The sequence below is a fragment of the Tritonibacter litoralis genome (assembly GCF_009496005.1).
GTDB lineage: Bacteria > Pseudomonadota > Alphaproteobacteria > Rhodobacterales > Rhodobacteraceae > Epibacterium > Epibacterium litoralis.
In genome coordinates, this window is the sequence record NZ_WIBF01000010.1 from 48,006 (window position 1) to 73,582 (window position 25,577).

18 protein-coding genes and 1 riboswitch are annotated in these 25,577 nt (G+C 56.7%); of the genes, 5 read left to right on the plus strand and 13 right to left on the minus strand.

Translation table 11 applies throughout. From position 1 onward, the window contains the following. Window positions 1-19: 19 nt before the first annotated feature. From GFB49_RS14965 to GFB49_RS14990, 6 genes are all read right to left on the minus strand, one after another. Window positions 20-178 (minus strand): peptidase M23, encoded by a 159-nt coding sequence (locus tag GFB49_RS14965; RefSeq protein WP_153216737.1) that lies wholly within the window; start codon window positions 176-178, stop codon window positions 20-22. Continuing rightward, the gene (locus tag GFB49_RS14970) at window positions 175-636 is read right to left on the minus strand and encodes a hypothetical protein (protein ID WP_246149744.1); all 462 of its coding nucleotides are present in this window, start codon (window positions 634-636) and stop codon (window positions 175-177) included. Before GFB49_RS14970 ends, GFB49_RS14965 begins: the two co-directional genes overlap by 4 nt. Further along, window positions 633-1,907, minus strand: coding sequence for an agmatinase family protein (locus GFB49_RS14975; RefSeq protein WP_153216739.1), 1,275 nt, complete (start codon window positions 1,905-1,907; stop codon window positions 633-635). The genes GFB49_RS14970 and GFB49_RS14975 overlap by 4 nt, the downstream gene beginning before the upstream one ends. Then, window positions 1,882-2,655: an ABC transporter ATP-binding protein gene (locus tag GFB49_RS14980; RefSeq protein WP_153216740.1), complete on the minus strand. Its 774-nt coding sequence runs from the start codon at window positions 2,653-2,655 to the stop codon at window positions 1,882-1,884. Before GFB49_RS14980 ends, GFB49_RS14975 begins: the two co-directional genes overlap by 26 nt. Beyond that, window positions 2,652-3,464 (minus strand): ABC transporter permease, encoded by an 813-nt coding sequence (locus tag GFB49_RS14985; RefSeq protein WP_153216741.1) that lies wholly within the window; start codon window positions 3,462-3,464, stop codon window positions 2,652-2,654. Before GFB49_RS14985 ends, GFB49_RS14980 begins: the two co-directional genes overlap by 4 nt. 67 nt (window positions 3,465-3,531) lie before the next feature. Then, entirely contained in the window at window positions 3,532-4,599 is a 1,068-nt protein-coding gene (locus tag GFB49_RS14990) for a putative urea ABC transporter substrate-binding protein (RefSeq protein ID WP_153216742.1), read from the minus strand. Between the two features lie 96 nt (window positions 4,600-4,695). Beyond that, window positions 4,696-4,806: riboswitch (guanidine-I (ykkC/yxkD leader) on the minus strand. Between the two features lie 278 nt (window positions 4,807-5,084). Here GFB49_RS14990 and GFB49_RS14995 point away from each other — a divergent pair. Next, window positions 5,085-5,873, plus strand: coding sequence for an HAD-IIB family hydrolase (locus tag GFB49_RS14995; protein ID WP_153216743.1), 789 nt, complete (start codon window positions 5,085-5,087; stop codon window positions 5,871-5,873). Further along, the gene (locus GFB49_RS15000) at window positions 5,866-7,101 is read left to right on the plus strand and encodes a glycosyltransferase family protein (protein ID WP_153216744.1); all 1,236 of its coding nucleotides are present in this window, start codon (window positions 5,866-5,868) and stop codon (window positions 7,099-7,101) included. The genes GFB49_RS14995 and GFB49_RS15000 overlap by 8 nt, the downstream gene beginning before the upstream one ends. Here GFB49_RS15000 and GFB49_RS15005 read toward each other — a convergent pair. The 4 genes from GFB49_RS15005 to GFB49_RS15020 form a co-directional block, all read right to left on the minus strand. Continuing rightward, entirely contained in the window at window positions 7,079-8,830 is a 1,752-nt protein-coding gene (locus tag GFB49_RS15005; protein WP_343032597.1) for a sugar phosphorylase, read from the minus strand. The genes GFB49_RS15000 and GFB49_RS15005 overlap by 23 nt on opposite strands. 161 nt (window positions 8,831-8,991) lie before the next feature. Then, a complete protein-coding gene (locus GFB49_RS15010; protein ID WP_153216745.1) occupies window positions 8,992-10,638 on the minus strand; it encodes a transcriptional regulator in 1,647 nt (548 codons plus the stop codon). Between the two features lie 361 nt (window positions 10,639-10,999). Then, window positions 11,000-11,398 (minus strand): Cu(I)-responsive transcriptional regulator, encoded by a 399-nt coding sequence (cueR, locus tag GFB49_RS15015; protein ID WP_153216746.1) that lies wholly within the window; start codon window positions 11,396-11,398, stop codon window positions 11,000-11,002. A gap of 42 nt (window positions 11,399-11,440) precedes the next feature. Continuing rightward, on the minus strand, window positions 11,441-13,879 hold the full coding sequence (locus GFB49_RS15020) for a heavy metal translocating P-type ATPase (RefSeq protein WP_343032598.1): 2,439 nt from the start codon (window positions 13,877-13,879) through the stop codon (window positions 11,441-11,443). 334 nt (window positions 13,880-14,213) lie between these two features. On the opposite strand from GFB49_RS15020, the gene GFB49_RS15025 reads away from it, so the two are divergent. Then, window positions 14,214-15,347, plus strand: coding sequence for an S-(hydroxymethyl)glutathione dehydrogenase/class III alcohol dehydrogenase (locus GFB49_RS15025; protein ID WP_153216849.1), 1,134 nt, complete (start codon window positions 14,214-14,216; stop codon window positions 15,345-15,347). Window positions 15,348-15,422: 75 nt separating this feature from the next. Here GFB49_RS15025 and GFB49_RS15030 read toward each other — a convergent pair whose 3' ends face one another. The 3 genes from GFB49_RS15030 to GFB49_RS15040 are packed head-to-tail and all read right to left on the minus strand — an operon-like array spanning window position 15,423 to window position 20,211. Next, a complete protein-coding gene (locus GFB49_RS15030; protein ID WP_153216747.1) occupies window positions 15,423-16,937 on the minus strand; it encodes a SpoVR family protein in 1,515 nt (504 codons plus the stop codon). Next, window positions 16,927-18,261 carry a YeaH/YhbH family protein gene (locus GFB49_RS15035; RefSeq protein ID WP_153216748.1) on the minus strand — a complete coding sequence of 445 codons (1,335 nt, stop codon included), beginning with the start codon at window positions 18,259-18,261 and terminating at the stop codon, window positions 16,927-16,929. Before GFB49_RS15035 ends, GFB49_RS15030 begins: the two co-directional genes overlap by 11 nt. A 15-nt stretch (window positions 18,262-18,276) precedes the next feature. Beyond that, on the minus strand, window positions 18,277-20,211 hold the full coding sequence (locus GFB49_RS15040) for a PrkA family serine protein kinase (RefSeq protein ID WP_153216749.1): 1,935 nt from the start codon (window positions 20,209-20,211) through the stop codon (window positions 18,277-18,279). Window positions 20,212-20,932: 721 nt separating this feature from the next. Between GFB49_RS15040 and GFB49_RS15045 the strand changes: the two genes are divergently transcribed. Next, window positions 20,933-24,199, plus strand: a complete 3,267-nt coding sequence (locus tag GFB49_RS15045) for an Ig-like domain-containing protein (protein WP_153216750.1) — start codon at window positions 20,933-20,935, stop codon at window positions 24,197-24,199. Between the two features lie 84 nt (window positions 24,200-24,283). Further along, on the plus strand, window positions 24,284-25,564 hold the full coding sequence (locus GFB49_RS15050; protein WP_246149745.1) for a TolC family protein: 1,281 nt from the start codon (window positions 24,284-24,286) through the stop codon (window positions 25,562-25,564). Window positions 25,565-25,577: the final 13 nt, after the last annotated feature.

Below are 25,577 nucleotides of genomic sequence, written 5' to 3' on the forward strand. Positions count from 1 at the left end.
TTTGAAAAACTCGTTTGGCTTAGCGCGAGCGGAAAAAGAAGTAGGCCGACGCCATCACAACCATTACCACCAGGATGGGGGTCACTTCGGTGCCATGGGGATGCAGATGCGCCCCCTCATGGGCCCAAGCCGGAGCTGTTGCAGCCAGTGTCGCGGTTACGGTCAGAAGGGTTTTCATGTTTCGATTTCCTGTTTGCGTTCCAGTAGAAACTCACGAATGTCGCGGGTCTGTTTTTCATCCATAGAGACATAGATGAGCGCCATATTGGTTCGCTCTGTCACCATCTCACCCGGAAAAGGCAAGTAACTCAGCTCTCGCGAGCCAAAGGAAGGAGAGGCGGTGCCCACCTGCCATTCGGTCTTCAGCTCGATATCAATCAGCTTCAGCGCCTTGGCCCCATCCTTGGACGGGCGCTCAAATGGCACGCCGGCCAGTTTCAGATAGCTCGCCTTGTCTGTGGCCTGCAGAAACCCTTCGATAAACTGGGTCGCCAGAACTTGTAGATCTGCCGCCACATCTTCGGCATGCATATGAGAATGCAGGTGATCCCCATGGGCGTGGTTATGCCCTGCCCCATGATGATGGTGGTCAGGATGATGGTGGTGATGGTCGTGTGGGTGATCGTGGGGCATCATTCACCTATCTTATGAGGTTCAGCATTGGCCCAGCGTTTGCCCTCGAACTCGCCATGCGGGAGCGACACCGGCTTGTCGATATGACGCTTGTGCGCGCCCAGTTTGCCGTTTGACACCATTGCACCCAGCACATCCACGATAACACGCGTGCCCATCAGTGCCGTGATGTCCGACGTGTCATAGGGCGGTGAGACCTCGACCAGTTCCATGCCACAGATGCCTTCGGCAGCGATGCCAGAGGCCAGCGCCAGCGCTTCGCGCGGCAGGAAACCACCGGGTTCGGGCCAGCCTGTCCCTGGGACAAAGCCACAGTCGATGCTGTCGATGTCAAAGGACATATAGACCATATCCACATCTTTCCACGCCATCTCCAAAGCCATTTCGATGGTCTTGGCGATGCCCATCTTCTCAACGTCGCCCATGGTGATGATATTGGTGTTACGCTCGCGCGCGACTTTCACCGCCTCGCGCGGAACCTGCCAGCCACCGATCCCGATCTGCACCAGATTGGTGGCCGGAACATTGGGCAGGTTGGTCGAATGGAACCAGGGCGTTGTGTGCATCCGCTCATCCAGGTCTTTCTCCTGAATGTCGGCGTGGCGGTCGAAATGCACGATACCGATCCGTTTGGACGTACATTCTGCGATGCCGCGCACACAAGGGAAGCCAATGGAATGATCGCCGCCAATCATGATCGGCAAGGACCCGGACGAGAATACATGGCTGACGCCACGGCTGATCTGGTCAAAGCTCTTTTCGATATTGGCGGGGATCGTGAACACATCCCCTGCGTCACACAGTGTCATCTGTTCGCGCAGATCAACACCCAGCTCATAGTTATAGGGCGTATAAAGCGCCGAGATCTTGCGCACACCTTGCGGGCCGAACCGTGTGCCCGGACGGTAGGTGGTGCCGCCGTCAAACGGAATGCCCAGAACCGTTGCATCGTAATTCGCAACATCCAGCACATCTTCGGCATAGGGCGCTTTGAGGAAGGTGTTAATGCCCGCAAAATGCGGCAGCTCACCACGGGCAAAGGTTGGAATCGACTTATCCTCGATCGTGTCCGCCCCCGTCAGCCCCATGCGCAGCGCCCAGCGGCGCTCTTCCTCAAGGCGGCCTTCGGGCAGGTCGGCTTCTTTTTGCATGGCTTTCCAACCCGCGAGCTTAGTCAGATCGGGGTGGTGGGCGCGTCTGTCGCGCCGGTCCAATCGCGCCCGCTGATCGGCCGGATGGTGCGATCGGTTATGCGGTCGCTGTGTGAACAACATTTTCGTTCTCCTTGGTGGTTTGGAAAGGAATGCCGTTGTTACGGGCATCAAAGTCATAGGTGATCGTGGCGCCGTAACGCCCCGGATCATGCGGGTCCCAGCGGGGCTTGTCGAAAACCAGACAACGGTCGCCCAGCTTGAAGCCTTCTTCCAGATCATGGGTGACCATAAAGACTGTCATATTGGTCTCGGCCCGCAGCTCTTGCAGAAAGTCATGCATTTTCAGCCGGGTGCCAGGATCCAGCGCGCCAAAAGGTTCATCCAGCAGCAACACCCTGGGTTTGGCTGTCAACGCCTGCCCAATGGCCAAACGCTGCTGCATCCCCCCCGAAAGCGCGGCGGGGTATTGCTCGGCCACGTGATTAAGACCGATCCGCTCCAACATCTCATCCGCGCGTTCTACGGCCGCGCGCCGGGCGGTGCCAAACAGCCGCCCCCATGGGGTCTTGAACCCTTCGCCTGCGATCAGATTTTCGCGCACGGTCAGATGCGGAAACACGGAATAGCGTTGAAACACAACGCCGCGCTCCAGGTTGGGCTCCACCGCCGGTTCACCGCCATCAATGCGAATGGTGCCTTTCTTGGGCGTCTCTTCCGCCAGAAGCATCCGCAGAAAAGTGGATTTGCCGCAGCCCGACGCGCCAACGATTGAGATAAACTCCCCCTCGTCCACGGTGACATTGACCCGTTCCAGGATCGAGCGATCGCCATAGGCCTGCCAGACGTTTGAGACATCAACAAAACTCATAGACCCGCCTCCATCCATGGAAAGGCCTTGCGGGACAGGGTCTTGAGCAGCCAGTCGATGACAAAGGCCAGAAGCGTGATCCAGATGACGTAGGTCAGGATCACATCCATCGCGAGGTAACGGCGCACCAGAAAGATCCGGTAGCCCAGGCCCACGTTTGAAGCCACCGCTTCCGCCGCGATAAGGAACAGCCAAGCCGAGCCCAGCGACAGGCGGATGTTTGAAATCAAGCGCGGCAGCAGCTGTGGTAGAACCACGTTCAGCGCCACCACCCAGGTGGACGCACCAAGGGTCTGCGCCTTCACAAATTGTTCGCGGGGAATATCCAGCACCCGCTGTGACAGATCTCGCGTCATGAAGGGCGTGATGCCAATGACAATCAGCACCACTTTGGACACTTCGCCAAGCCCAAAGACGATAAACAGGATCGGCAACAGCGCCAAAGGGGGCACCATGGACAGAACCGCGACAAAGCCGGACAGGCCGCTGCGGGCATAAGGCAAAAGGCCGATCGCCATACCAATTATCAGCGCAATCGTGGCCGAGATCACAACGCCCCCCATTAGACGTGCGAGGCTGGCGAATGTGTCTTTCCACAGCAGAATATCCTGACTGCGCCGGTCAGGTTCCGTGAACAGCCGCACCGCCGTGTCCCAGATGGTGCCGGGTGCCGGCAGCAGCTTGTCCGACGGGTTGGCCGTCAATCGGATCTCAGAGCCGATGGCATAGGCGGCCAGCACAAGTATGAACGGCAGCATCGCCAAGGCCACCGCCCCGGGACGCGCCGGAATTTGGTTCATCAATCGCATGGTGAAACCCTCGCTAAGTTGGTCCGTGAGTGGTGGGGCCACCGCATAGCCGCAGCCCCGCGAGGGATCAGAGAGCGCCGTCGGCCGCCATTTGCATATAGGTCGCGTCAAACCGGAACTTCACATTGCCCGCGTCACCGGTTGTGCTGCCATCGGGGTACGCAATGCCCACAAAATCCGCGCTTGGCGCGCCCTCCCCCAAGATCCCCTTGTCAAACAGGAACTCTGCCACATTGGTCATCGTGGTGGGCAAATCGGCGGATTGAGCCTGCGCGACAGCGTCTGCGGGATCAAAGAACATCTCTGTCGCGGCCAACTGCGCTTTATAGCCCGCCAAATCTGTGCCCGATGCTTCGGCCATTGCCGTCAACGTGGCTTCATCACCCGCTGCCATCAGCGACATGACCTCATACCATGCGCCCGCCACTGCTTTGCCAAACGCCGGATTGTCGGCCAGGGTTTCGGTGTTCACCACCATCAGGTCCAGGATTTCACCGGGGATTTTGGAGCTGTCAAACAGCACAGTCGCATCGGGGTTTGATCCTGTGATCTCGGACACCAGCGGGTTCCAGGTCACCACCGATTTCACGTCCGAGGTCGCATAGGCCGCGATCATATCCGCGTCCGAAGTGTTGATGACCCCGCCAAGGTCCGCCTCTTTCAGGCCAACGGTGTCCAACCCGCGCGCCAGAAGGTAGTGTGAGACCGACAGCTCCACGAGGTTGACTGGCGCGCCTTTCAGATCTTCCAGCGTGCCTTCCCCTTTGAGGATCACTGCATCGTTGCCGTTGGAGTAGTCGCCAATAATCAGTGCCGTCGTGTCGACCCCACCGCCAGAGGGGATCGAAAGCGTGTCCATATTGGTGGCCGATACGCCGTCAAATGCACCGGCTGTGTATTGGTTGATGGATTCCACATAGTCGTTGATCTGGACGATCTCCACGTCGATACCGTATTTTTCAGCCCATTTGTCCATGATGCCACTGTCTTCGAGATAGCCCCACGGCATCCAGCCCACATAAATGGACCAGGCCAGTTTGAACTCGGTCTTTTCCTCAGCAGCCAGTGGCGCGACGCTTCCGGCAAGAATACCTAATGCAAGAGCGGTAGCGGACAGAAACTTGGTCTTGGTCATGACTTTCCCCGTTGTCGCGTCCCGCCCATGTTTTTGATTGGTTTACGAGCCGCTGGCGGAACAAAGAGATAAGGCGCGGACGAAACCTGCGCAGTACTCTCCCGGGATTTTGGCCCGCCGTGTGCCTAAGGGGAATTTGCCCCACAGGTGGCGCTTCTCGGACCAGACTTGTCAGTTTACGACAACGGAACCCTAAGCACCCTGCAGCCTCAGTAGGGGACGGGACGATGGATTCTGTCAAAAATCGCTGCCCTTAAATCGGGCTTCAAAACGCATCCGCATAGTTTTTCACCTCGATTACGAAAGCTTTGCGTAATCCTGAGGCGGAAAACACGTCCAACCTGTCGTTTTACGGACATGCTCCCCCGCTAGGATCACGTGAACCCCATTAATGCGCACAATAAATAGGCATCCAGTAGCGACCAATGTTGTCGCTTTTGAGCGCTGCAATGGCCAGACCTCAAACGCCTTGCTACGGTGAGAGTATGACGAGCGCACTTCCCCTTTTGGTCTTTTCAGACCTTGATGGCACTTTATTGGATCACCAAACCTACAGCTGGGCCGCCGCCCGCCCCGCGCTGAACGCGCTTGCCGATTGTGGGGCTGGTGTGGTTCTGGCCAGCAGTAAGACCGCCGTTGAAATCCAGATTTTACAACAAGAGATGGGGCTGACCCAATGGCCCGCCATTGTTGAAAACGGGGCCGGCGTGATCTGGCGCGCGGACAGCGATGTCTTTGACACCGCGAGTTATGACAAGCTGCGTGTGGCCTTGGCCGATCTGCCATCCGGGTTCGTGGGATTTGGAGACATGTCCGATCAGGATGTGGTTGATGAAACCGGCCTGTCCCTGGAAGGTGCAAAAGCCGCACGGATGAGGTGTTTCAGCGAACCCGGCCTTTGGCAGGGCCCTGTGGACAGGCTGGCAGAGTTTTTGGATGCTGCCCGCGACAAAGGTATATATGCGCGTCAGGGCGGGCGATTTCTGACCTTGTCCTTTGGCCGCACCAAAGCTGACGCCATGGCCGAGGTTGCGGCGCGTCTGGCCCCCAAAACAACGCTCGCTCTGGGCGATGCACCCAATGATATTGAGATGTTGTTGGCCGCAGACCACGGGGTCTTGGTGGCAAACCCGTCTGCGCCCCCCATCCCCAAAACGCCGGACACGAAAAAGTTGATCCGCACCATCGAACACGGCCCCATGGGGTGGAACCAGGCGGTTCTCTCCCTATTGAACGACCAAAACCTGACCAAAGGCACAACTGCACATGGCTGACTTTCACCAAAACGGCAACATCACCACTTTGCACAATCTGCGCCAGCGCCCCTTGGGCAGTTTGGACCACGAAATTTCCGTGATCGCCGAAAGCCGCAAAGTGTCACTGATCCTACCGTGTCTCTATTCCGAGCTGGAAGGGCCCGCCCTTGGCAATATTCTGGAGGAGCTGGCGCAGGTCCCCTATTTGCACCGGATCATCATTGGCCTGGACCGCGCGGATGAGGCGCAGTTTCTCAAGGCGCGTGAGTTCTTTTCCCGTCTGCCACAAGAGCATGTGGTGATCTGGAACGACAGCCCGCGCATGTTGGAAATGCAGTCACGACTGGTTGAACTGGGGCTGGCCCCCCAAGAACCCGGCAAGGGCAAAAACGTCTGGTCCTGTATCGGCTATCTGATCGCCTGCGCCGACAGCTCGATCATGGCGATCCATGATTGTGACATCGTGACTTACAATCGGGAGATGCTGGCGCGGCTGATCTATCCGGTGGTGAACCCTGCGTTCCCATACCAAATGTCCAAAGGGTTCTATCCACGGATCGGTGACGGAAAGCTGAATGGCCGCGTCACTCGCCTGCTGGTCAGCCCCTTGTTGATTGCCTTGAAACGTGTGATCGGAGACCGCGACTACCTCGATTACCTGCGCAGCTTCCGATACCCGTTGTCGGGCGAATTTGCCATGCGCACGCCGATCCTGCCGGATCTGCGGATCCCCTCCGATTGGGGTCTGGAAATCGGTGTCCTGTCCGAGGCCTGGCGCAACCTCGCGCCGAAATCCGTCTGCCAGGTTGAGATTTCGGACGCCTATGATCACAAGCACCAGGATCTGTCGCCTGAGGATGCCTCAAAAGGCCTCAGCCGCATGTCCGTTGACATCTGCAAAGCCATCTTCCGCAAGCTGGCGGCGGATGGCACCGTATTCACCCCCAATATATTCCGCACGCTCAAGGCGACCTACTACCGATCAGCGTTGGACCTTCTGGAAGGCTATTACAACGATGCCAAGATGAACGGGCTGGAGCTGGACCGCCACAAGGAGGAAAAATCGATCGAGATGTTTGCAGAAAACATCCTGCTGGCCGGTCAGATCTTCTTGGAAAACCCGCATGAAACGCCGTTTATCCCCACCTGGAACCGGGTGCATTCCGCAGACATGAGCTTTCTGTCGGATATGCACCGGGCCGTGGCGGCGGATCTAGCGGAGTTTACTCCGCCTTCCGGTTCGTAATCCAGCGGCACTGGTAAGGCGCCAAAACAATGTCTTCACCGGTGGGAGAGATCACCTCACCGGTGAGAAGATCCATCCAATCATCCCCTTCAATAAGATTGACCGCCATAGGGCTGATGCCCAGGGTTTCGTCCGACACATTATGAAGGGCAAAGATCGACTGATCCCGGTCCAGACTTTGCCGCCACAGGCCAAAGATCCGGTCATCCAGGCGCAGCGTGAACTGCGTGGCATTGGGGTGGAAGGCCGGTTGCTCTCCACGCAGACGCAGGCGCCGGGACAATTCCGCCATAACCAGCGATTGATTTGATCCCGGATCCGCCAGACGTGCATTCAGTTCGGCATAGTCCCAGCGATGGCGGTTGATCGCCCGGTTCATACCGCGCCGCTCCACGGCTTCGTGATCGTTTGGCGTGGCCAACAGGGAATGGATGTAAAACGCCGGGATCCCTTCCAGCGACATCACAATCGTCTGCGACGCAATGAACCGCGCCAGATGATAGGCATCCTCGCCATTAAAGGTCGCGCGCATCGCCTCAAAGAAGCTGCAGTTCAGTTCATAGGGTTCCTCGCCCCCGCCCGGCAGCGCCCGCATCGACACCAAACCGCCAATGCTGCGTACGGTTTCGATCATCCGCTCTTTTTCTTCCGGCGGCAGCACCCCTTCGGCAGGACGCATGCCGATGCCATCATGGCTTGCGGTGAAATTCAGATAGGCACAGCCCAATTGCGCAGGCGGCATCGCTGATTGCCAGCGCAGCAGATACTCCGCAGACCCCGATTGCATCGCATGCAGGATCAGCGGCGGCAGCGGAAAGTTATAGACCGCGTGCGCTTCGTTCCGGTTGCCGAAATAACTGAGGTTTTCGGTACGCGGCACATTGGTTTCCGTCAGCAGAACCACCGTCTCCTGCGTATAGTCACACAACAGCCGCATCAGCTGAACAATCGCATGGGTTTGCGGCAGGTGGATACTGGTGGTGCCAACCTCCTTCCACAGAAAGGCCACCGCATCCAGACGCAGGATACGCACACCGTTGTCGATATGCATGCGGATGATACGCAGCATCTCAACCAGCACCTCAGGATTGGCAAAATTCAGGTCGATCTGGTCGTGGCTAAAGGTACACCAGACGTGGCGCGGGCCATCGCTGGTCTCGACCTCGCGCAACAACGGCGTGGTGCGGGGGCGGACAACCGCGCTCAGATCATCGGTGGGCGAGGCCTCGTAAAAGAATTTATCATGCGGGGATTTGCCCTGAAGGTAGTTATTGAACCAGGCGCTCTGGCTCGACATGTGGTTCAGGACCAGATCCGACATCAGATGGAAATCATCCGCAATCCGCTGAATATCCGGCCAATCCCCTAGCTGCGGGTTCACCGCACGATAGTCGGTAACGGCAAACCCATCATCCGACGTGAAGGGAAAAAACGGCAGGATGTGCACGCCATGGATCACCCCCTGCAGATGCCGTTTCAGAAAATCATGCAATACATCCAGGGGCTTGTGTGCCTTGTCGACAATCGAGTTGCCATAGGTGATCAGGACGCTGTCCTTCTCTGACCACAGATTATTGCCGGGTTTTCGCCCTTGTTTACGTCGATGGCTGCCTTCCGGCCAAAAGGCGTCAATGACCTCCTCGGCCAGAGCTTCAACATCTTGTTCGGGGTAAACCTGACCCAAAAGGTCACACAGGCGGCGAGACAGAGAAAGATTTGACGTGGACACGGGGGCCTATTTGTTCGTTCAGTTCCGGAAACAACTGGTAAAATGTTTGGCCCCTTTGCCCCCCCTGTCAACATGAAGCCGGAAATGCTTATGAAAAAGGACACAACCCGCGTGGTTTATGCGGATTGCGTCCATTCTGTAATCGTTACGCGTATCTGGCGTCAGCGATGGCCGCTCGCCAAATTCTGGTGTTGCACGGATGGCAGCTCTCCAAAACCGCGCCGGGGTGCACGTAGGGAAAACTCGGGCAAGCTGGAAAGCAGCATCCGAATAGCATCGCTTCCGGTGCCGCCCGTCCGCGAGATCTGATTGATCACGCTCAGCACCCGAAGGGTTGGAGCAAACCCTGGATTGTCCGACAGTGCCCGCTCTGCGCGTTCCGCCGCTTGTTCAAATGCGCCAGCGGACAAGTAAGCGACAGCGGACAGCGTCTCAAAATAATACTTCTGCGGGCCGATGGGCAGCAATTCACACGCCGCTTGTGTCAGTTCTATCGCCTGTTCCGGCATCTCAAGATAGGCACAGGTCAGCCCTTTGAGACCCAGCGCAAGGGCCTCGTTCGGGTTATCTTCCAATGCCAGCTCAAACGAGGCATAGGCGGCATCAAAGTTGTAAGACATCTGACAATCCACCATCCCGTTCAGCGCATGGGCCAAGGAATACAGCGGATCCACGGCCAGAGCCGCTTCGGCATGATGGCGCGCGGCGGCCAGATCTGCGGCACGGCTTTCGGACAAGCCATGTTCAAACCGAAGCACATGCCAAATCCCTTGCCAGCACCGCACGGTTGGATGGTTCCGCTCGCGTTCAGACAGGGTGCGCAATATGTCCTTGGACTGTTCGAACATCGCCCGCTGACCCATCTGCATCATGGAAATGGCCGACATCAACAGTGTGTGGTTTTCCAACTCGTGCATCTGGTTGAAGGAAGCAGTGTCCATCGCCTCTCCCCAGATCGTGCGCGAGATGTCCCGCACCATACGTTGGGTGTGCACAAAGGCTGCAGCGCCTTTGGTTGTCGAGTCATCCTCATACCTGCGGGACCAGATCAGTTTCTGCCGCTGTACATCATGCAGATCCAAATCAATCGTCACGTGATCTTGATTGATCGAGACATAGCCCCCCACCATATAAACCGCCTGCTTAGCCGCATCCGGCTGACCGATGGATGCCGCGCCAAGGTCAAAATGCTTGGCTGCCATGTAGGATGTGACACTAAAGGCCTGCGACCGAGCCAGACAACGGGTCAGATCCTCGGTCAGAAAGGACAAATTGGGTTTAGGCGCGCTGTCGTCTGTGCGGACCTGAAACGGCAGAACCGCAATGGAGGGCAAAACCGCATCTTTGTTGCGGCGCAGACCGCTGTGCGCAACCCGTGACATGTTTTTTGACGCAAGATCCGTGCGAACAGATTGGCCGCGCATCTTTTCCAACCATTGGGAGAATTTTTCTTCATGGGAGAGTTCGAACCCCTCCATAAATTCTCCTTTATTTGCATCATCGTCGATTTCAACGTGATCAATCTTAAGCGTCACCCGCTCCCGGTTGGCCATCAACAGCTTGGCGGCATCCGGGCCTAGGTGCCGCTTTAACGTCGATAAAGCCGTGCGCAAACTGGCTTTGGCTTGTTCCGGTTGAGATAAACACCACAGCGTATTTTCCAAGAAAGAACGCGTTCTTACACCGCCCTCCCCCGTTGTCAGCAAAGCAAGCAAAGCTTGATGTTTGGCCCCCAATGGAATGCTTTGGCCATTGGCATGGAATACGCCAAACGCACCGAAGTGCCGGACTTTCAATAATACAACCATTTTTTCACCAAATGCTCATGACACCTTTTGAATAACACTATCGCATGACATAAATAAAATTCAACTATTACTACTTAGGATTGTAAAAATATAATGTGAGAAATATTGAAGTGACCCAATACGTTGACACTCTACGTAAAATTGAGGCCTTACAATGGGCATTAACCCTTAGGTATATACACCCATGGTTGCAGTAAGTCTACCGCAAAGTCTCAATCCTATGAATGGCTTGCGTCACCAACTCAGATCGACAAACCAAGACAAAGCGGCTTGCACTCAACCTGTGAGTAACCTTTTAGCACCTACCCTGGAGGTCTTGGGGTTATCGGCTCAAAGGCCAATCTTGAACCGCGTCACAGGATCACAAGCACTCTATGTCGCCGGCAAGATCCTTGAGAATGGGGCAATCCGGACGGTTGTCACCTGCACAGCAATGAACCAGCTCAGTGAGCGTGTCACGCATGGCCTCCAGATCTGCAATCTTTGCTTCGATCTTGGTCAGATGCTCCTGGGCGAGCGCTTTGACATCCGCGCTGGCACGGGTGTCATCCTCATAAAGGCCCAACAGAGTCCTGCAATCCTCGATCGAGAAGCCCAATGCCCGCGCACGCGCCAAAAATGCGAGCTTGTGGAGATCATTTTCAGCAAAGCACCGGTATCCGTTGGCACTGCGATGTGGACGGATCAAGCCTATGTCTTCGTAATAACGGATCGTTTTTGCGGGCAAACCAGAGCGCTCCGCGACATCACCGATATTCATGCTAGATCGTTCCTTTGCTCAACCAATGCGCGGGGCACCTTATCACCCATGCTGATTATCATGTAAGACCGGATCTAAATTTCGCAAGCGCAGCGCGTTGGTCAGAACCAAAACACTGGAGGCCGCCATTGCCCCTGCAGCCAAGGCCGGAGACAGCTGCGGCCCGCCAAATGGCACCAAAAGACCGGCCGCAACCGGGATCAACAGCACGTTGTACCCAAAGGCCCAGCCTAGGTTCTGGCGTATGTTGCGCATGGTCCGTCGGCTTGCGTCTAACGCGGTCACAACGGACGAAAGCTGCCCGGATGACAGCACGACTTCGGCCGCTTCGATTGCAACGTCCGTGCCATTGCCCAGCGCCACGCCACAATCTGCCGCCGCAAGAGCCGGAGCGTCATTGATGCCGTCACCGACAAAGGCCGTTGCGCCAAAGGTCGTCTGCAGTTCTGTGAGCTTGGTCAATTTGTCCGCTGGTAAACACTCTGCAAACACGTGATCGATGCCAAGCTGATCCGCCACATGCGCGGCTGTACCCTTAGCGTCGCCAGACAACATCGCAACCGCCACACCGCGCTGTTTCAATGCGGCCACGGTTTGGGCCGCATCTTCGCGAATGGGATCACTGACGGCGATCAGTGCCGCCGCTGCGCCAGCGACTGAAACGGCAACGGGTGTCACACCGTGTTGCGCCATCGAGGTGGCCTGATCCATCCATCCATCCGGCAAAGAGGCTGTTTCCGCCACAAAGGCCAAGCGCCCCACACGCACGTCACGGCCTTCGACTTGCGCCACAATCCCGCGGCCTGCATGGGCGTGAACCGCTTCCGCATCGGGCAGCGCAGCCGCGCCTGCAGCGGCCACAAGGGCGCGCGCAATGGGATGTTCAGATTGCGCTTCAACGGCCGCAACCAAGGGCATCAGCTCTTCACGGCGCCATTCACCGTGGAAAGCGATATCCGTGACCACGGGACGCCCCTGTGTTAGCGTTCCTGTTTTGTCAAAGACCACCAGTTTGACGTCTTCCAATTGCTGCAATGCGGTGCCTTTGCGGAACAACACGCCAAGCTGCGCAGCCCGGCCCAGCGCCACCATGATCGAGGTTGGCGTGGCCAGCCCCATGGCGCAAGGACACGCAATGATCAACACGGCCACCCCAGAGACAAGCGCAGCAGTCCCCTGCCCCAAGGCCAGCCAGATCAAAACCGTCAGCCCCGCAATGGCCAAGACCGCTGGCACGAACCGCAGCGTGATCCGGTCCACCAAAGCCTGAACCGGGAGCTTTGCGCCCTGCGCGCGTTCCACCATGTGAATGATCTGCGCCAGACGTGTATCCCGGCCCACGCCGGTGACCTCAACCTCAATAACGCCCGTGCCATTGTTGGTGCCTGCGCTGACGAATGCGCCAGCCGCCTTGGCCACCGGCAACGGCTCTCCGGTCAGCATGCTCTCATCGATGTCGCTGCGCCCGGATACAATTGTGCCATCGACGGCCACCCGCTCTCCGGGACGCAAGCGGATGCGGTCGCCTGTTTGGATGTCAGCGATCGCCACGTTCTTGGGGCCGTTGTCTGTCACAACCAACGCCGTGTCTGGCTGCAGACCGGCCAGGGTGCGAATGGCCGCGCCTGTGCGCCCTTTGGCGCGTGCTTCCAGCAGGCGACCCAACAGGATCAGCGTCACAATCACAGCTGCCGACTCGTAATAGACCTGCACCGCTTCGTCCGGCAGAACGCCAGGCGCAAAGGTCGCAACCAGCGAATACCCAAAAGCAGCCGCTGTCCCCAGCGCCACCAAGGCATTCATATCCGGCGCGCCACGCAACAGCCCCGGAATCCCCCGCTCAAAAAACCGCCGCCCCGGCCCGGCCAGAACCAGCGCAACCAAAATGGCCTGTAGTGTCCAGCTCAAGGACTGGCCAAGCGTGGCCATGACCCAATGATGGAAGGCCGGAACCATATGGCCACCCATTTCCAAGACAAAAACAGGCAGCGTCAGCACCAGCGCTGTCCAGACATCACGCTGCAGCGCTTTGACCTCGCTGGGTTTATCAGACGGTGCCTCATCACTGGAACGCGCGTCATAACCTGCGCCTTTGGTGGCGTTCTGCAGGTCCCCAACCGACACGATGCCGGCAACATAGCGAACCCGTGCCATGCCATCCGTGAGGGTCACAGTCACAGACAACACCCCATCCAACGCGCCCAACGCAGCTTCGACCCGCCCCACACAGGAACCGCAGTTCATCCCCGACAGGGCCAACGTCACCTCATGTTCTGCGAATGGGTAACCCGCGCCCTTGACCGCCTGTACAAGCGGCGCAATCGACAGCGCCCGGTCTGCCTCAATTGTCGCTGTTGCCGTTGCAAAATTAACCGAAGCCCCCTGCACGCCGGGCACCGCCTGCAGTGCGCGTTCTGCGCGCCCAGCACAGCCTGCGCAATTCAATCCAGTGAGTTGCAAAGCATATTCTTGATGCGCCACGGGCAGGTCCTTTTTGAGTGCCAAGATCAAAGATCCAGATCGTCTTTGCAGGTGGATATGCTCCTTCCAGCAACCGGAAGGTCAACACCTTTTGACATGTTTTTGTGATCTGTCCTGCAGCCTTGCGATGTGATTGACGTTTTACGGCGCTTCTGTGTGAAAACGGCGGGGTGTGATAAGCTTTTCAAATGGTGCGTTAAACGAGATGCCCTTGCAGGATGACCCAATTGCGGGTTAGCCGTTTTCAATACCTTCGCCGGTGAAGGACAAACCGCTCCGCAAATCGCTCTGTGGCTCCAGAGCGATCAGCCACAACAAAAAGGATGTCGTCATGATGCGTACCCGCGCCGCCGTTGCACTGGAACCAGGCAAACCGCTGGAGATCATGGAAGTGAACCTAGACGGCCCGAAAAAGGGTGAGGTTCTGGTTGAGATCAAAGCCACAGGGCTGTGCCACACAGATGAATTCACCCGTTCCGGTGATGACCCCGAAGGGATTTTCCCCTGCGTTCTGGGTCACGAAGGGGCTGGTGTTGTATTGGAAGTTGGCGAAGGCGTGACCACGCTGAAACCGGGCGATCACGTGATCCCGCTTTACACGCCCGAATGTGGTAAATGCCACGCTTGCCGGTCGGGCAAAACCAACCTGTGCACAGCAATCCGTGGCACCCAGGGTCAAGGCTTGATGCCCGATGGAACCACCCGGTTCTCCATGCTGGATGGCACGCCGATCTATCATTACATGGGCTGCTCCACCTTTGCCAACCACACCGTGGTGCCCGAGATTGCCCTGGCCAAGGTGCGCGATGACGCCCCATTTGATAAGATCTGCTATATCGGTTGTGGCGTCACGACAGGTATCGGCGCAGTGATCAATACCGCCGGTGTGGAACAGGGCGCAACGGCTGCGGTCTTTGGCCTCGGTGGCATCGGTCTGAACGTGATCCAAGGCCTCGAGATGGCCGGAGCCAGCAAGATCATCGGCGTCGACCTGAATGACGACAAAGCCGAGATGGCGCGCAAATTCGGTATGACCGATTTTGTAAACCCGTCCAAACTGGATGGTCAAACCGTGACCGAAGCGATCATTGAACTGACCAAAACCGACGAAGATGCGTTCGGCGGTGTAGATTACTCCTTTGATGCGACGGGTAATGTGAAGGTTATGCGCGATGCGCTGGAATGTTCGCACCGGGGTTGGGGCGTGTCCGTGATTATCGGCGTAGCGCCTGCAGGTGCAGAGATTTCAACGCGTCCCTTCCAGTTGGTGACCGGTCGCGTCTGGAAAGGCACCGCCTTTGGCGGCGCAAAGGGGCGCACTGACGTGCCAAAATTTGTAGATTGGTACATGGACGGCAAGATCGAGATTGACCCGATGATCACGCACAAGTTGTCGCTGGATGAGATCAACCACGGTTTCCACCTGATGCACGAAGGGAAATCGATCCGCGCGGTTGTCGAGTTTTAATCGCAACAGCACATACTGAAACGAGAACAGCCGCAGGCCATTCCCTGCGGCTGTTTCATGTTAAACATTGGCAACCTAGGACGAGATTTCCAGCTCTACCGCGTCCAGCGTGACCCCATAGCCCCAGAGCCTGCGCAAATGCAGCAGCACCTGCTCTTTGTCCTCTTCGTTCAAGTGAATTCCATCGCGAACTGTATGTGTGAGTTTTAGCTCGCGATCCCCCTTCAAGTCCGCATCTGTAACCTGAATATCGGGCTCGATATAGGCGAGGTCATATTGCTTGGCCAAATCGCGGCGAATGGTACGATAACCCGCGCGGTTGTGGATTGTGCTGACCACCAGATTTGGCTGTGTCGCATCATCGGTCAACGTAAACAGCTTGAACTTGCGGATCAGGTTAGGCGACAGGAATTGCTGGATAAAGCTTTCATCGCGGTAATTCGCCCAGGCGTCCCGCAACACTTTGCGCCAGTCTGGATCGCCCGCGAAATCCGGGAACCATTCGCGGTCCTCGTCTGTCGGGTTCTGACAGATCCGCTTGATGTCCTGCATCATTGCAAAGCCCAGCGCATAAGGGTTGAGCCCAGAAAAGCGCGGATCATCAAATTCCGGCTGCAAGACCACATTGGTGTGGCTGTGCATCATCTCCATCAAGGCACCCTGTGAGATGCGCCCCTGCTCATAGAGCTTGTTGATGATGTAGTAATGAACAAAGGTCGCACAGCCTTCGTTCATGACCTTGGTCTGTTTCTGCGGATAAAAATACTGTGCCAGAACTCGAACAATCCGCAGAATCTCACATTGCCAGCTTTCCAGCACAGGGCTGTGTTTTTCCAAGAAGTAAAGGATATTTTCCTGCGGCATGTTCATCGCTTTGCGACGGCTGCTGTAGGGCTCATCGCGGAGGGTTTCGCGTTTCTCCCGCCCCAAGGTGGAGTCGGTCCAGATATCCAGCAGGGTTTGCGCGCTTTCATATCCATCACGCACCCGCTGCATCGCCTCTTGCTCGGCGGCGGTTGGTTTGGGCGGGCGGCCATATCGAAACACACCCTGGCTTTGCAGCGCATGGGCTGCATCCAGAACCTCTTCGACCGCATCCCAGCCGTATCGCTCTTCGCAGGCGGCAATATAGTTCTTGGCAAAGGCCAGATAGTCCTGAATGCCGTCTGCATCCGTCCATTGCTGGAACAGGTAATTGTTCTTGAAGAAATGGTTATGGCCAAAGGCCGCATGCGCCATCACCAGGGTCTGCATCGCCATGGTGTTTTCTTCCATATTATAGCTGATGCAAGGGTTGGAATTGATCACAATCTCATAGGCCAGGCCCTGACGGCCTGTCCGATACAGCGCTTCGTCCCGTGCGAAATGTTTGCCAAAGGACCAGTGGTTGTACATCAAGGGCAGACCAACGCAGGAATAGGCATCCAGCATCTGCTCCGCCGAGATGATCTCGATCTGGTTGGGATAAACGTCAAGCCCCAGATCCTCCAGCGCGATCTGTTCGATCGCATCCCGCGCCGTCTCCAACAGTTCAAAGGTCCATTCCGGACCGTTGAATAAAAGGCCGGGCGCGTCTTTGTTATCCAGCATTCACTCTCCCCTTTGCTTTGGGCATGAAGAACTCGCGGAAAATCGGATAGATATGCGACGGGAAAGCCACCCGCTGCATTTCAAAATGCGCCGCCTGCCCTTGCACCTCTCGGTAGTTTTGCCACAGATCTTCGCCTGCGTCGGGGTTCAACAGCAGATGATCGGCAGATTCCTCGACGATTTCGACATAGGCATAGAACTGGCAAACTGGTAACAGATGCTCAAGCAGCAGCGATTTGCAGCGCGTTGAGTCATTGCCAAAATTCTCCCCATCCGAGGCCTGCGCCCCATAGATGTTCCATTCATCTGGTGGGTAACGCTCGTCGATGATCTCTTTCATCTTTTCCAACGCCGTGGACACAATGGTGCCGCCGGTTTCGCGGGCATAAAAGAACGTGTCCTCATCCACCTCCTGCGCGTGATGTGTATGTCGGACAAAGACGATCTCTGTGTGTTCATAACAGCGTGTCAGGAACAGATGCAGCAGCAGGAAGAAGCGTTTGGCCAAATCCTTCTCCCGCTCCTGCATCGAGCCGGATACATCCATGAGACAGAAAACCACCGCCCGCGAATTGCGGATTTTCTCCGGCACATAGGTGTCATAGCGCAGATCCAGCGGATCGATGTAACCCACCACTTTGCGCTTGCGGATCAGCCCGTCCAGCTTGCGCTTCAGTTCCGCCAGCACCTCTTCCTGGGCAGGGCTGCGCGCTTCGATCTCTTCCAACTCGGCAACTTGTTTCTCCAGCGCCTTCTGGGTCGATTTGGACGGGCGTTGCAATGCAATCCGCCGCCCAAGCGAATTGCGCATGGTGCGAACAAGGTTCAGATTGTTGGGTGTTCCCGCCGTTGTCAGACCCGCACGGCGGGTGCCAATGGTTTCGGTCTCCACCGTTTGTTTTTCAACAAGATCCGGCAGTTCCAGCCCGTCAAACAGGATCTCAAGATATTCATCCCGTGTCAGGGTAAAGGAAAACTCATCCGAGCCATCCCCATCATCAGACCCTTGCTTGCCGCCCTCCCCGCCGCCTGCGGGGGGACGTTTGATCTGATCGCCAACGACATAGTCTTTGTTGCCCGGCAACACATGCCGCCGGTGCCCCCCTTTGCCGTCGTGAAAGAACCGCGGTTCTTTCAGACCTTTTGAGGGGATCGTGATCTTTTCGCCCGATGCTTGATCCGCCGACCCGTCCTGGATCGTCTTATCCCGCACTGAACGGTCGACACGCTCTTTGATATTCTCCCGTGCGCGGCGCAAGAACCTTTGGCGATTGCCAAGGCTCTTGCCCTTGGGATTGGCGCGCCTGTCAATGAATTGGTGCATTAAGTGCCCTCGCCGTTAACCCGCTTTGTTCACACGCATGTACCACTCCACCAGGCGCCGGACTTGCCGCGACGTGTAGCCATGGTTTTGCATCCGATCGACGAACTCTTGGTGTTTGCCTTCGGTCTTGCTGTCTTTCTTGCTCCCGAATGAGATCACCGGCAGCAATTCTTCCACTTGGCTGAACATGTGCTTCTCGATCACGTCACGCAGCTTTTCATAAGAATTCCAAGCCGGGTTTGATCCCGTATTGGCCCGATGACGCAGCGCGAATTTCACCACTTCGTTGCGGAAGTCCTTGGGATTGGCGATGCCGCAGGGCTTTTCAATCTTGGAAAGCTCTGCATCCAGGATTTCCCGATCATAAAGCTGTCCAGTATCGGGATCCTTATAGTCCTGCTCTTCAATCCAGGCGTCCGCATAAGAGATGTAGCGGTCAAAAACGTTCTGACCATATTCAGTGTAGCTTTCGAGATAGGCTTTCTGGATCTCGTTGCCGATAAACTCCTCATAGCGCGGCGCAAGCTCTGTCTTGATAAACTCCAGATACTTGGCCTCGGTCTCGGTTGGGAACTGCTCCCGTTTGATCATCTGCTCCAGCACATACATCAGATGCACCGGATCCGCGGCGACCTCTTCGGTGTCAAAGTTGAAGACTGACGACAGCACTTTGAAGGCAAACCGGGTTGAAACCCCATCCATGCCCTCGTCCACACCCGCGCGGTCTTGGTATTCCTGCACGGTTTTGGCTTTGGGATCCGTGTCTTTCAGGCTTTCACCATCATAGACGCGCATCTTGGAGTAGAGGTTCGAGTTCTCATGCGGCTTCAGACGCGTCAGAACCGAGAAGCGGCTGAGGATTTTCAGCGTTTCCGGTGCACAGGGCGCATCTTTCAGCTCGCTGTATTCGATCAGCTTTTCATAGATCTGCGTTTCATCCGAGACGCGCAGACAATACGGCACTTTCACAATCGACACCCGATCGATAAAAGCCTCATTGTTCTTGTTGTTTTTGAAAGTCTGCCACTCGCTCTCGTTTGAGTGGGCCAGGATCAGACCATTGAACGGAATAGCGCCAAAGCTTTCGGTCCCCATATAATTGCCCTCCTGCGTTGCCGTCAGCAACGGGTGGAGCATCTTGATGGGCGCTTTGAACATTTCGACAAATTCCAAAACACCTTGGGTGGCGCGGTTCAGCCCGCCCGAGAAGGAATAGGCGTCCGGATTGTCCTGGCTGAAATGCTCCAACTGACGAATGTCGACCTTACCAACCAAAGTAGAGATATCCTGGTTGTTTTCGTCACCTGGTTCGACCTTGGCAACGCAGATACGGCGCAGGCGGGAGGGATGCAGGCGCACGACGGTAAACTTGTTGATATCGCCTTCGAATTCATCCAGGCGCTGGACTGCCCAAGGCGACATGAGCCCTGGCAAACGGTGCTGGGCAATCCCAAATTCTTTTTCCAGGATCTTGCCCATTTTTATTGGGTCAAACAGCCCCAGCGGGCTTTCGAAAATCGGCGAAATCTGATCGCCAGCTTTCAGCACATAAATCGGTTGGTCTTCGACCAGTCGCTTGAGACGTTCCGCCAACGAGGACTTGCCGCCCCCCACTGGTCCAAGCAGATACAGGATCTGTTTACGTTCTTCCAAGCCTTGGGCGGCATGGCGGAAATAGCCCACGATCCGTTCGATCGTGTCCTCCATCCCATAGAAATCTTCGAAGGCCTTGTAACGCTTGATCGTTCGGTTTTGGAAAATCGGCCCTAATCGCGCGTCTTTTGACGTGTCGACAAGCTCCTCCTCTCCGATTGCCTTAAGCATTCGTTCTGCCACATTGGCATAAACGCTTGGGTCGTCCCGACAGGCCAAAAGATAATCCTGCAAGGACATCTCCTGCTCTTTGGTTTGCCCATACTGCTCAGCAAAAATTTCGGCGATATTCGTCATATGATCGAGCCTCCTGATCTAATTTTGCGCCCGTTCCTCCTGGGATACTGCTCACACACAGACAGAGCCTCCCTACACGTGGGCCAAAGTCTGTCCGCATCGTTCTCGAATTCTGAGTTCTGCTCGTCACCGCGGGCAGTCGCACGCGTTCCCGCCTCTCGCCTCTAAAGGGCGATGAATGGCCGGGAACCTGTCTCCGCGGCGGCGTCTGTTTGAATACCAGACTACTATATTCGTCTACTTCACGCTATCCGTAACTCGTGAATTTTCGACTAATTGCCACAAACTTTTAACAAACATCCGTTCACAAGCCAGAGATTTGGGCACCTGCAGCACGCCCATCGCATACTGGTTGGCAAAGGTTTTTCGGCAGCTGCGCACCCTTGTTGCGCAACCCCATCCTTAGGAACAGGATGTCACGATTGGGTTTAGAACTGCAGGAAATTCTTTATCAAAGGTTAACGGACTGTGACTTACCCACAACATTCTGATTGAGTAGGGCCAGTCCACCCAGTGATTGCGGCACATTGGCCACAATTGTTCAAGATTAACCAAACCGCATCCCCCTGCGACACTAGACAAATCAGCCAATCCCGCCGCATTATGATCACAAATCGGCCACCATAAGGCCATGAGGCAGTTAGGCATAAATCAGGCATCCTCCGATTTCGGCGGCAATTCAGCTGTGCGGAGATGCCATATTAAGAACGAGCGGTAAAACATGAGTACCATTGCATTTATTACCCGAGACCAGGCGGGAACCAAACAGCACGGCGAATTTGCCGAGGCGAACTCTGTTTTGGATGCGACCTCCGCCAAAGATATTTCCTTGAACCTGTCTACAGCAGACGTCCAAGGATACAGCAGGGTCGGAAATGACTTGCAGATTCTGACCATGGACGGTCAGATACTCGTTCTGGACAATTACTTTGCGACAGGGCTGACAGGGGAAAAGAACCTGTTCCTGAGCGACAATGGCGAATTTATCGAAGTTGTCATTGATGCCAGCCCCGAAGGCGCCTTGTACCCAACCTACGAGCCCCTCGACGTATCCGGCAAATGGAGCGCTTATGATGAGCTGGTGTTCCTTGAACTGGACCGTGTGGAGCCGGTGATTGCACCGCTTGTGGCAGCACCTGCATTGGGTGGGCTGGGGGCTGCTGCCGCGGCCGCTGGCATTGTTGGTGCCGGTGCCCTGGCCGCAGGTGGAGACGACGACGAAGCGGGCGACGGTGACGGAACCGGCGGCGGAGCAGGTGATGGCGGCGACGACACAGGCGACGACGATGACACAGGCGATGTCGGAGACGACGGTGGCGACGGAGATGGCGATGACGACGGCGGTGACTCCTCGGATGATGGCGACTCAGGCTCAGTAACGCCCACAGTCGACAATCCTGACGCCTCCTATGATGTTGCAGGCGACACGACCGACCCGGTCACGATTTCAGGAACCGGTGCGCCCGGCTCAACCGTGGATGTCACAATTGGCACCGCCACGCAGACTGTAACCGTCAACGACGACGGCATCTGGAGCGCGCCGTTTGACCCAGCTGATCTGCCCGCAGACGGCAATTATGACGTCGAAGTTCACGTAGAAGACCCAGATGGTGAAACCTTTGACCTTGATGGTCCAACGTTAAACATTGACACCACGCCGCCGCCGATCGCTATCACCGAAGGCACGCAATCGGTGGGCGAAATTGTCAACGCCAACGAACAGGCAGACGGTCCGGTGATCTCGGGCGAAGGCGAAGTTGGCGCTTCCATCTCTGTTGAGATTGACGGCACCACACATACGACAACCGTCGGTGAAGATGGAACTTGGTCCGTCACTTTTTCCGAAACCGAAATAGCGACTGGCGAGTACACCACCACCGTCACGGTGACCAGCGCGGACGCCTTTGGCAATACGACGGTTGTAACCGATGTTCTGGAAGTGGACACAATTGCGCCCGCCATTGGTGTGGATACGGTTGAAGGCGATGATTTGGTCAATGCCGCCGAAGCGGCGGATGGCGTAACCCTGTCTGGAACCGGCGAAGCGGGTGCAGCCATCTCGGTGGAATTCATGGGCGAGACCGCCACCACCACCGTTGGCGCAGACGGAACATGGGCGGTTGCCTATGACGCCGCCTTGATCGCCGGTGGTGAATATGATGCAACCGCGACGGTCACCAGCACTGATGCGGCAGGCAACAGCTCCACAACCAGCCATACCGTAGAAATCGACACCGTCGCACCGACGGCAACCATCAATACGGTTGAAGGCGATGATGTCGTGAATGCCGCCGAAGCGGCAGATGGCGTAACCCTGTCCGGAACCGGCGAAGCGGGTGCAGCCATCTCGGTAGAATTCATGGGCGAGACCGCCACCACCACCGTTGGCGCAGACGGAACATGGGCGGTTGCCTATGACGCCGCCTTGATCGCCGGTGGTGAATATGATGCAACCGCGACGGTCACCAGCACTGATGCGGCAGGCAACAGCTCCACAACCAGCCATACCGTAGAAATTGACACCGTCGCACCCACGACAACCATCAATACGGTTGAAGGCGATGATTTCGTCAATGCCGCCGAAGCGGCGGATGGCGTAACCCTCTCTGGGACTGGTGAAGCTGGTGCGGCCATCTCAGTGGAATTCATGGGGGAAATTGCGACCACGACGGTTGGAGATGATGGCAGCTGGTCGGTTGCCTATGATGCCGCTGTTATTACGGCCGGCGAATACGACACGACCTTTACGGTGACCAGCACCGACGCCGCTGGCAACAGCTCAACCAGCGATCATACGGTTACGATTGATACCGTCGCGCCGACCGCAACCATCGATACGGTTGAAACGGACGATGTGGTCAATGCTGCAGAAGCATCAGACGGCGTGACATTGTCCGGCTCTGGTGAAGCTGGATCTACTGTTGAGGTCACATTCCTTGGCTCCACCCGGACGACCACAGTTGCCGGTGATGGCAGCTGGTCGCTGGATTATGACGCAAGCGACGTTCCAGCGGGCGAGAGCAGCCAGACTGCGTCCGTCACGTTGACCGATGCCGCAGGCAACGTAGGCCCAACCGTTACCCACACCGTTGAGGTCGACACATTGGTCGATCCCCTGACGTCGGACGCGCTGCAAACTGCGGACGATATTATCAACCAGTCCGAACGCGCCGCTGGCGTCACTCTCACAGGCACAGTCGAGCCGGGTTCAAGTGTGACTGTCACCATCAACTCGGTCACCCGGTCCGCCACCGTGGACGCAAGCGGCAATTGGACCGTGGACTTTGACGCGGCGGACCTGCCCGAAGGCACCTACAGCGAGACCGCGACAATCACCGCGACCGATGCTGCAGGGAACACCGCCAGCATTTCCGAGACCTTCGCTGTCGACACCTATGGCGCGTCTGAGTATCACGGCTTGGAAACAAACTCTGGTGATATCGAACAGCTGATTTTTGAAGACGAAATCACCGATATGGCCGTCAGCACAGTGGCCGACGACGGCACCGTAACCGCAATCAGCGGCGTCAGCCGGACAGACACTGCGACGGACCCGTTTGACCCCTCAATCGTGACGACCGAGACCTCGTTCTTCCTTGCGGATCCAACCCAAGTGCCAGATGGCTCCCGGCTGGTCATCACCGGGACGGACACCTCAGGGAACACTGCCGACACGCTGTTGATCCTCGAAGACAATGTGAGCGGCAATGTCCTGGATAACGCAGGTCTCAGCGGGTTCAATGTCGAGATCCTGGCCCTGGATGAAAGCGCAGCCGCAGATATCGTCATCACAGAAGACGATATCAAAGCGTTGTCATCCAATACAGATACGCTTGTGGTACATGGCGGCACTGACGACACAATCACGGTAACGGGCGTCACCGCCTCTGAGACGCGTACAATCGATGGTGAGAGCTTCAACGTCTACACCGTCGGAACCGATGGCACCACGCTGATCGTCGAAGAAGACGTCAACGTCATCATCTAATCGCTTGGTCTGCGGCAGATCGGCTGTGGCAGACCCAACAACTATAATGGCGGCGGGGGCAGAATGCGGTTAGCGCGTTCAATAATGAGTATTTTAGCGGTCAGCACCGTCATGGGCTGCACCGAGAACGCGGGTGTTTTAGGCCCGCGAACCAATGCGGGTGCCCAGGCGGTTGCTGCAGGCAATTTTGATCAATCCGGCCAGGAACAACCGTCAGAAGTGATTGAGCAACTGTTGGCGCGGCGTTCCCTTTTGGAACAACAAAGCATCTATGGCTCGGTTGCCTCTGCGGCGCTGACAGCCAGCCTGCGCGCATCCGAAGCCGAGCTGATCAGCGCAAAACTGCGTGCCGAAGCCAGATCCAAAAACTGGTTGCCAACCCTTGGCCCGACCATCAGCCTGACGGATTTGGGCGATATGGTCGCAGGCTTGTTGATTGAACAGGTTCTGTTCGACAATGGACGCCGCAAAGCGGAACGGGCCTTTGCCGCTGCCGATGTCGAGGTTGCAGCCGTCAACCTGTCGGTGGACCAAAACAGCCGCGTTGAAACCGCCTTGCGTCTTTACATCGCGGCGCAGCGCGATGATGAAAAGGCTCGGTTTGGCGACAAAGCCATCAGCCAGATGCACGAGTTTGAACGCGTCGTCATCGGCCGTGTCGAAGGTGGTGTATCGGATCGTTCTGATCTTCAGGTGGTTCAAAGCAAAATCGGTGGCCTGCGCTCTGGCGCAGCAACCGCGCGCGAAGGCGCCTCCACCGCGCGGGCAGAGCTTTATGAGCTGACCGGACAGGATTTCGACGAACGCCCGCAGCATTTGTCCATCGGCACCCCGCCCGAAGCCGCCGGATACCTGGATGTCTTGCTTGCACAATCTGAAGCCAACCGCGCAATTGCGCAGGCAACCTTGGAACGTGCGGGGCTGTTGCCCACTGTGTCTGCGGCAGGAAATATTACCAGCGATGGTTCCGGTGCAGGGATCACAGCCGGGGTTGGCCAACCTTTGGGTCTTGGCACCCCAGCCGCATTAAAAGCCGTGGAAGCGTCCAAAGAAGTGGCCCGTCGACAGATTGGCGAAGCCGAAGAAAACGCGCGCCGCTCTTATGCGCGCCAGTTGCAGCGCTTGACCTCCTTTCGGCGGCAAGAAGAAGAAACCACGCGGCTGGCACGCACCAGCCACGAGACATACAGGCTTTTTAAGGCACAGTTTGAGGCCGGGCAGCGATCGGTGATCGATGTCATCAATATTTACGAGGAATACGTCCGCCGCGAGCTGAGCCGCATTGAGGCAAAATACGAAGTGATCCAGATCCAGCTTGAGATGGCGCGCGATCAAGGGCTTCTGGCAGACGGGGACAAGATTTGACCGAGCACACCCC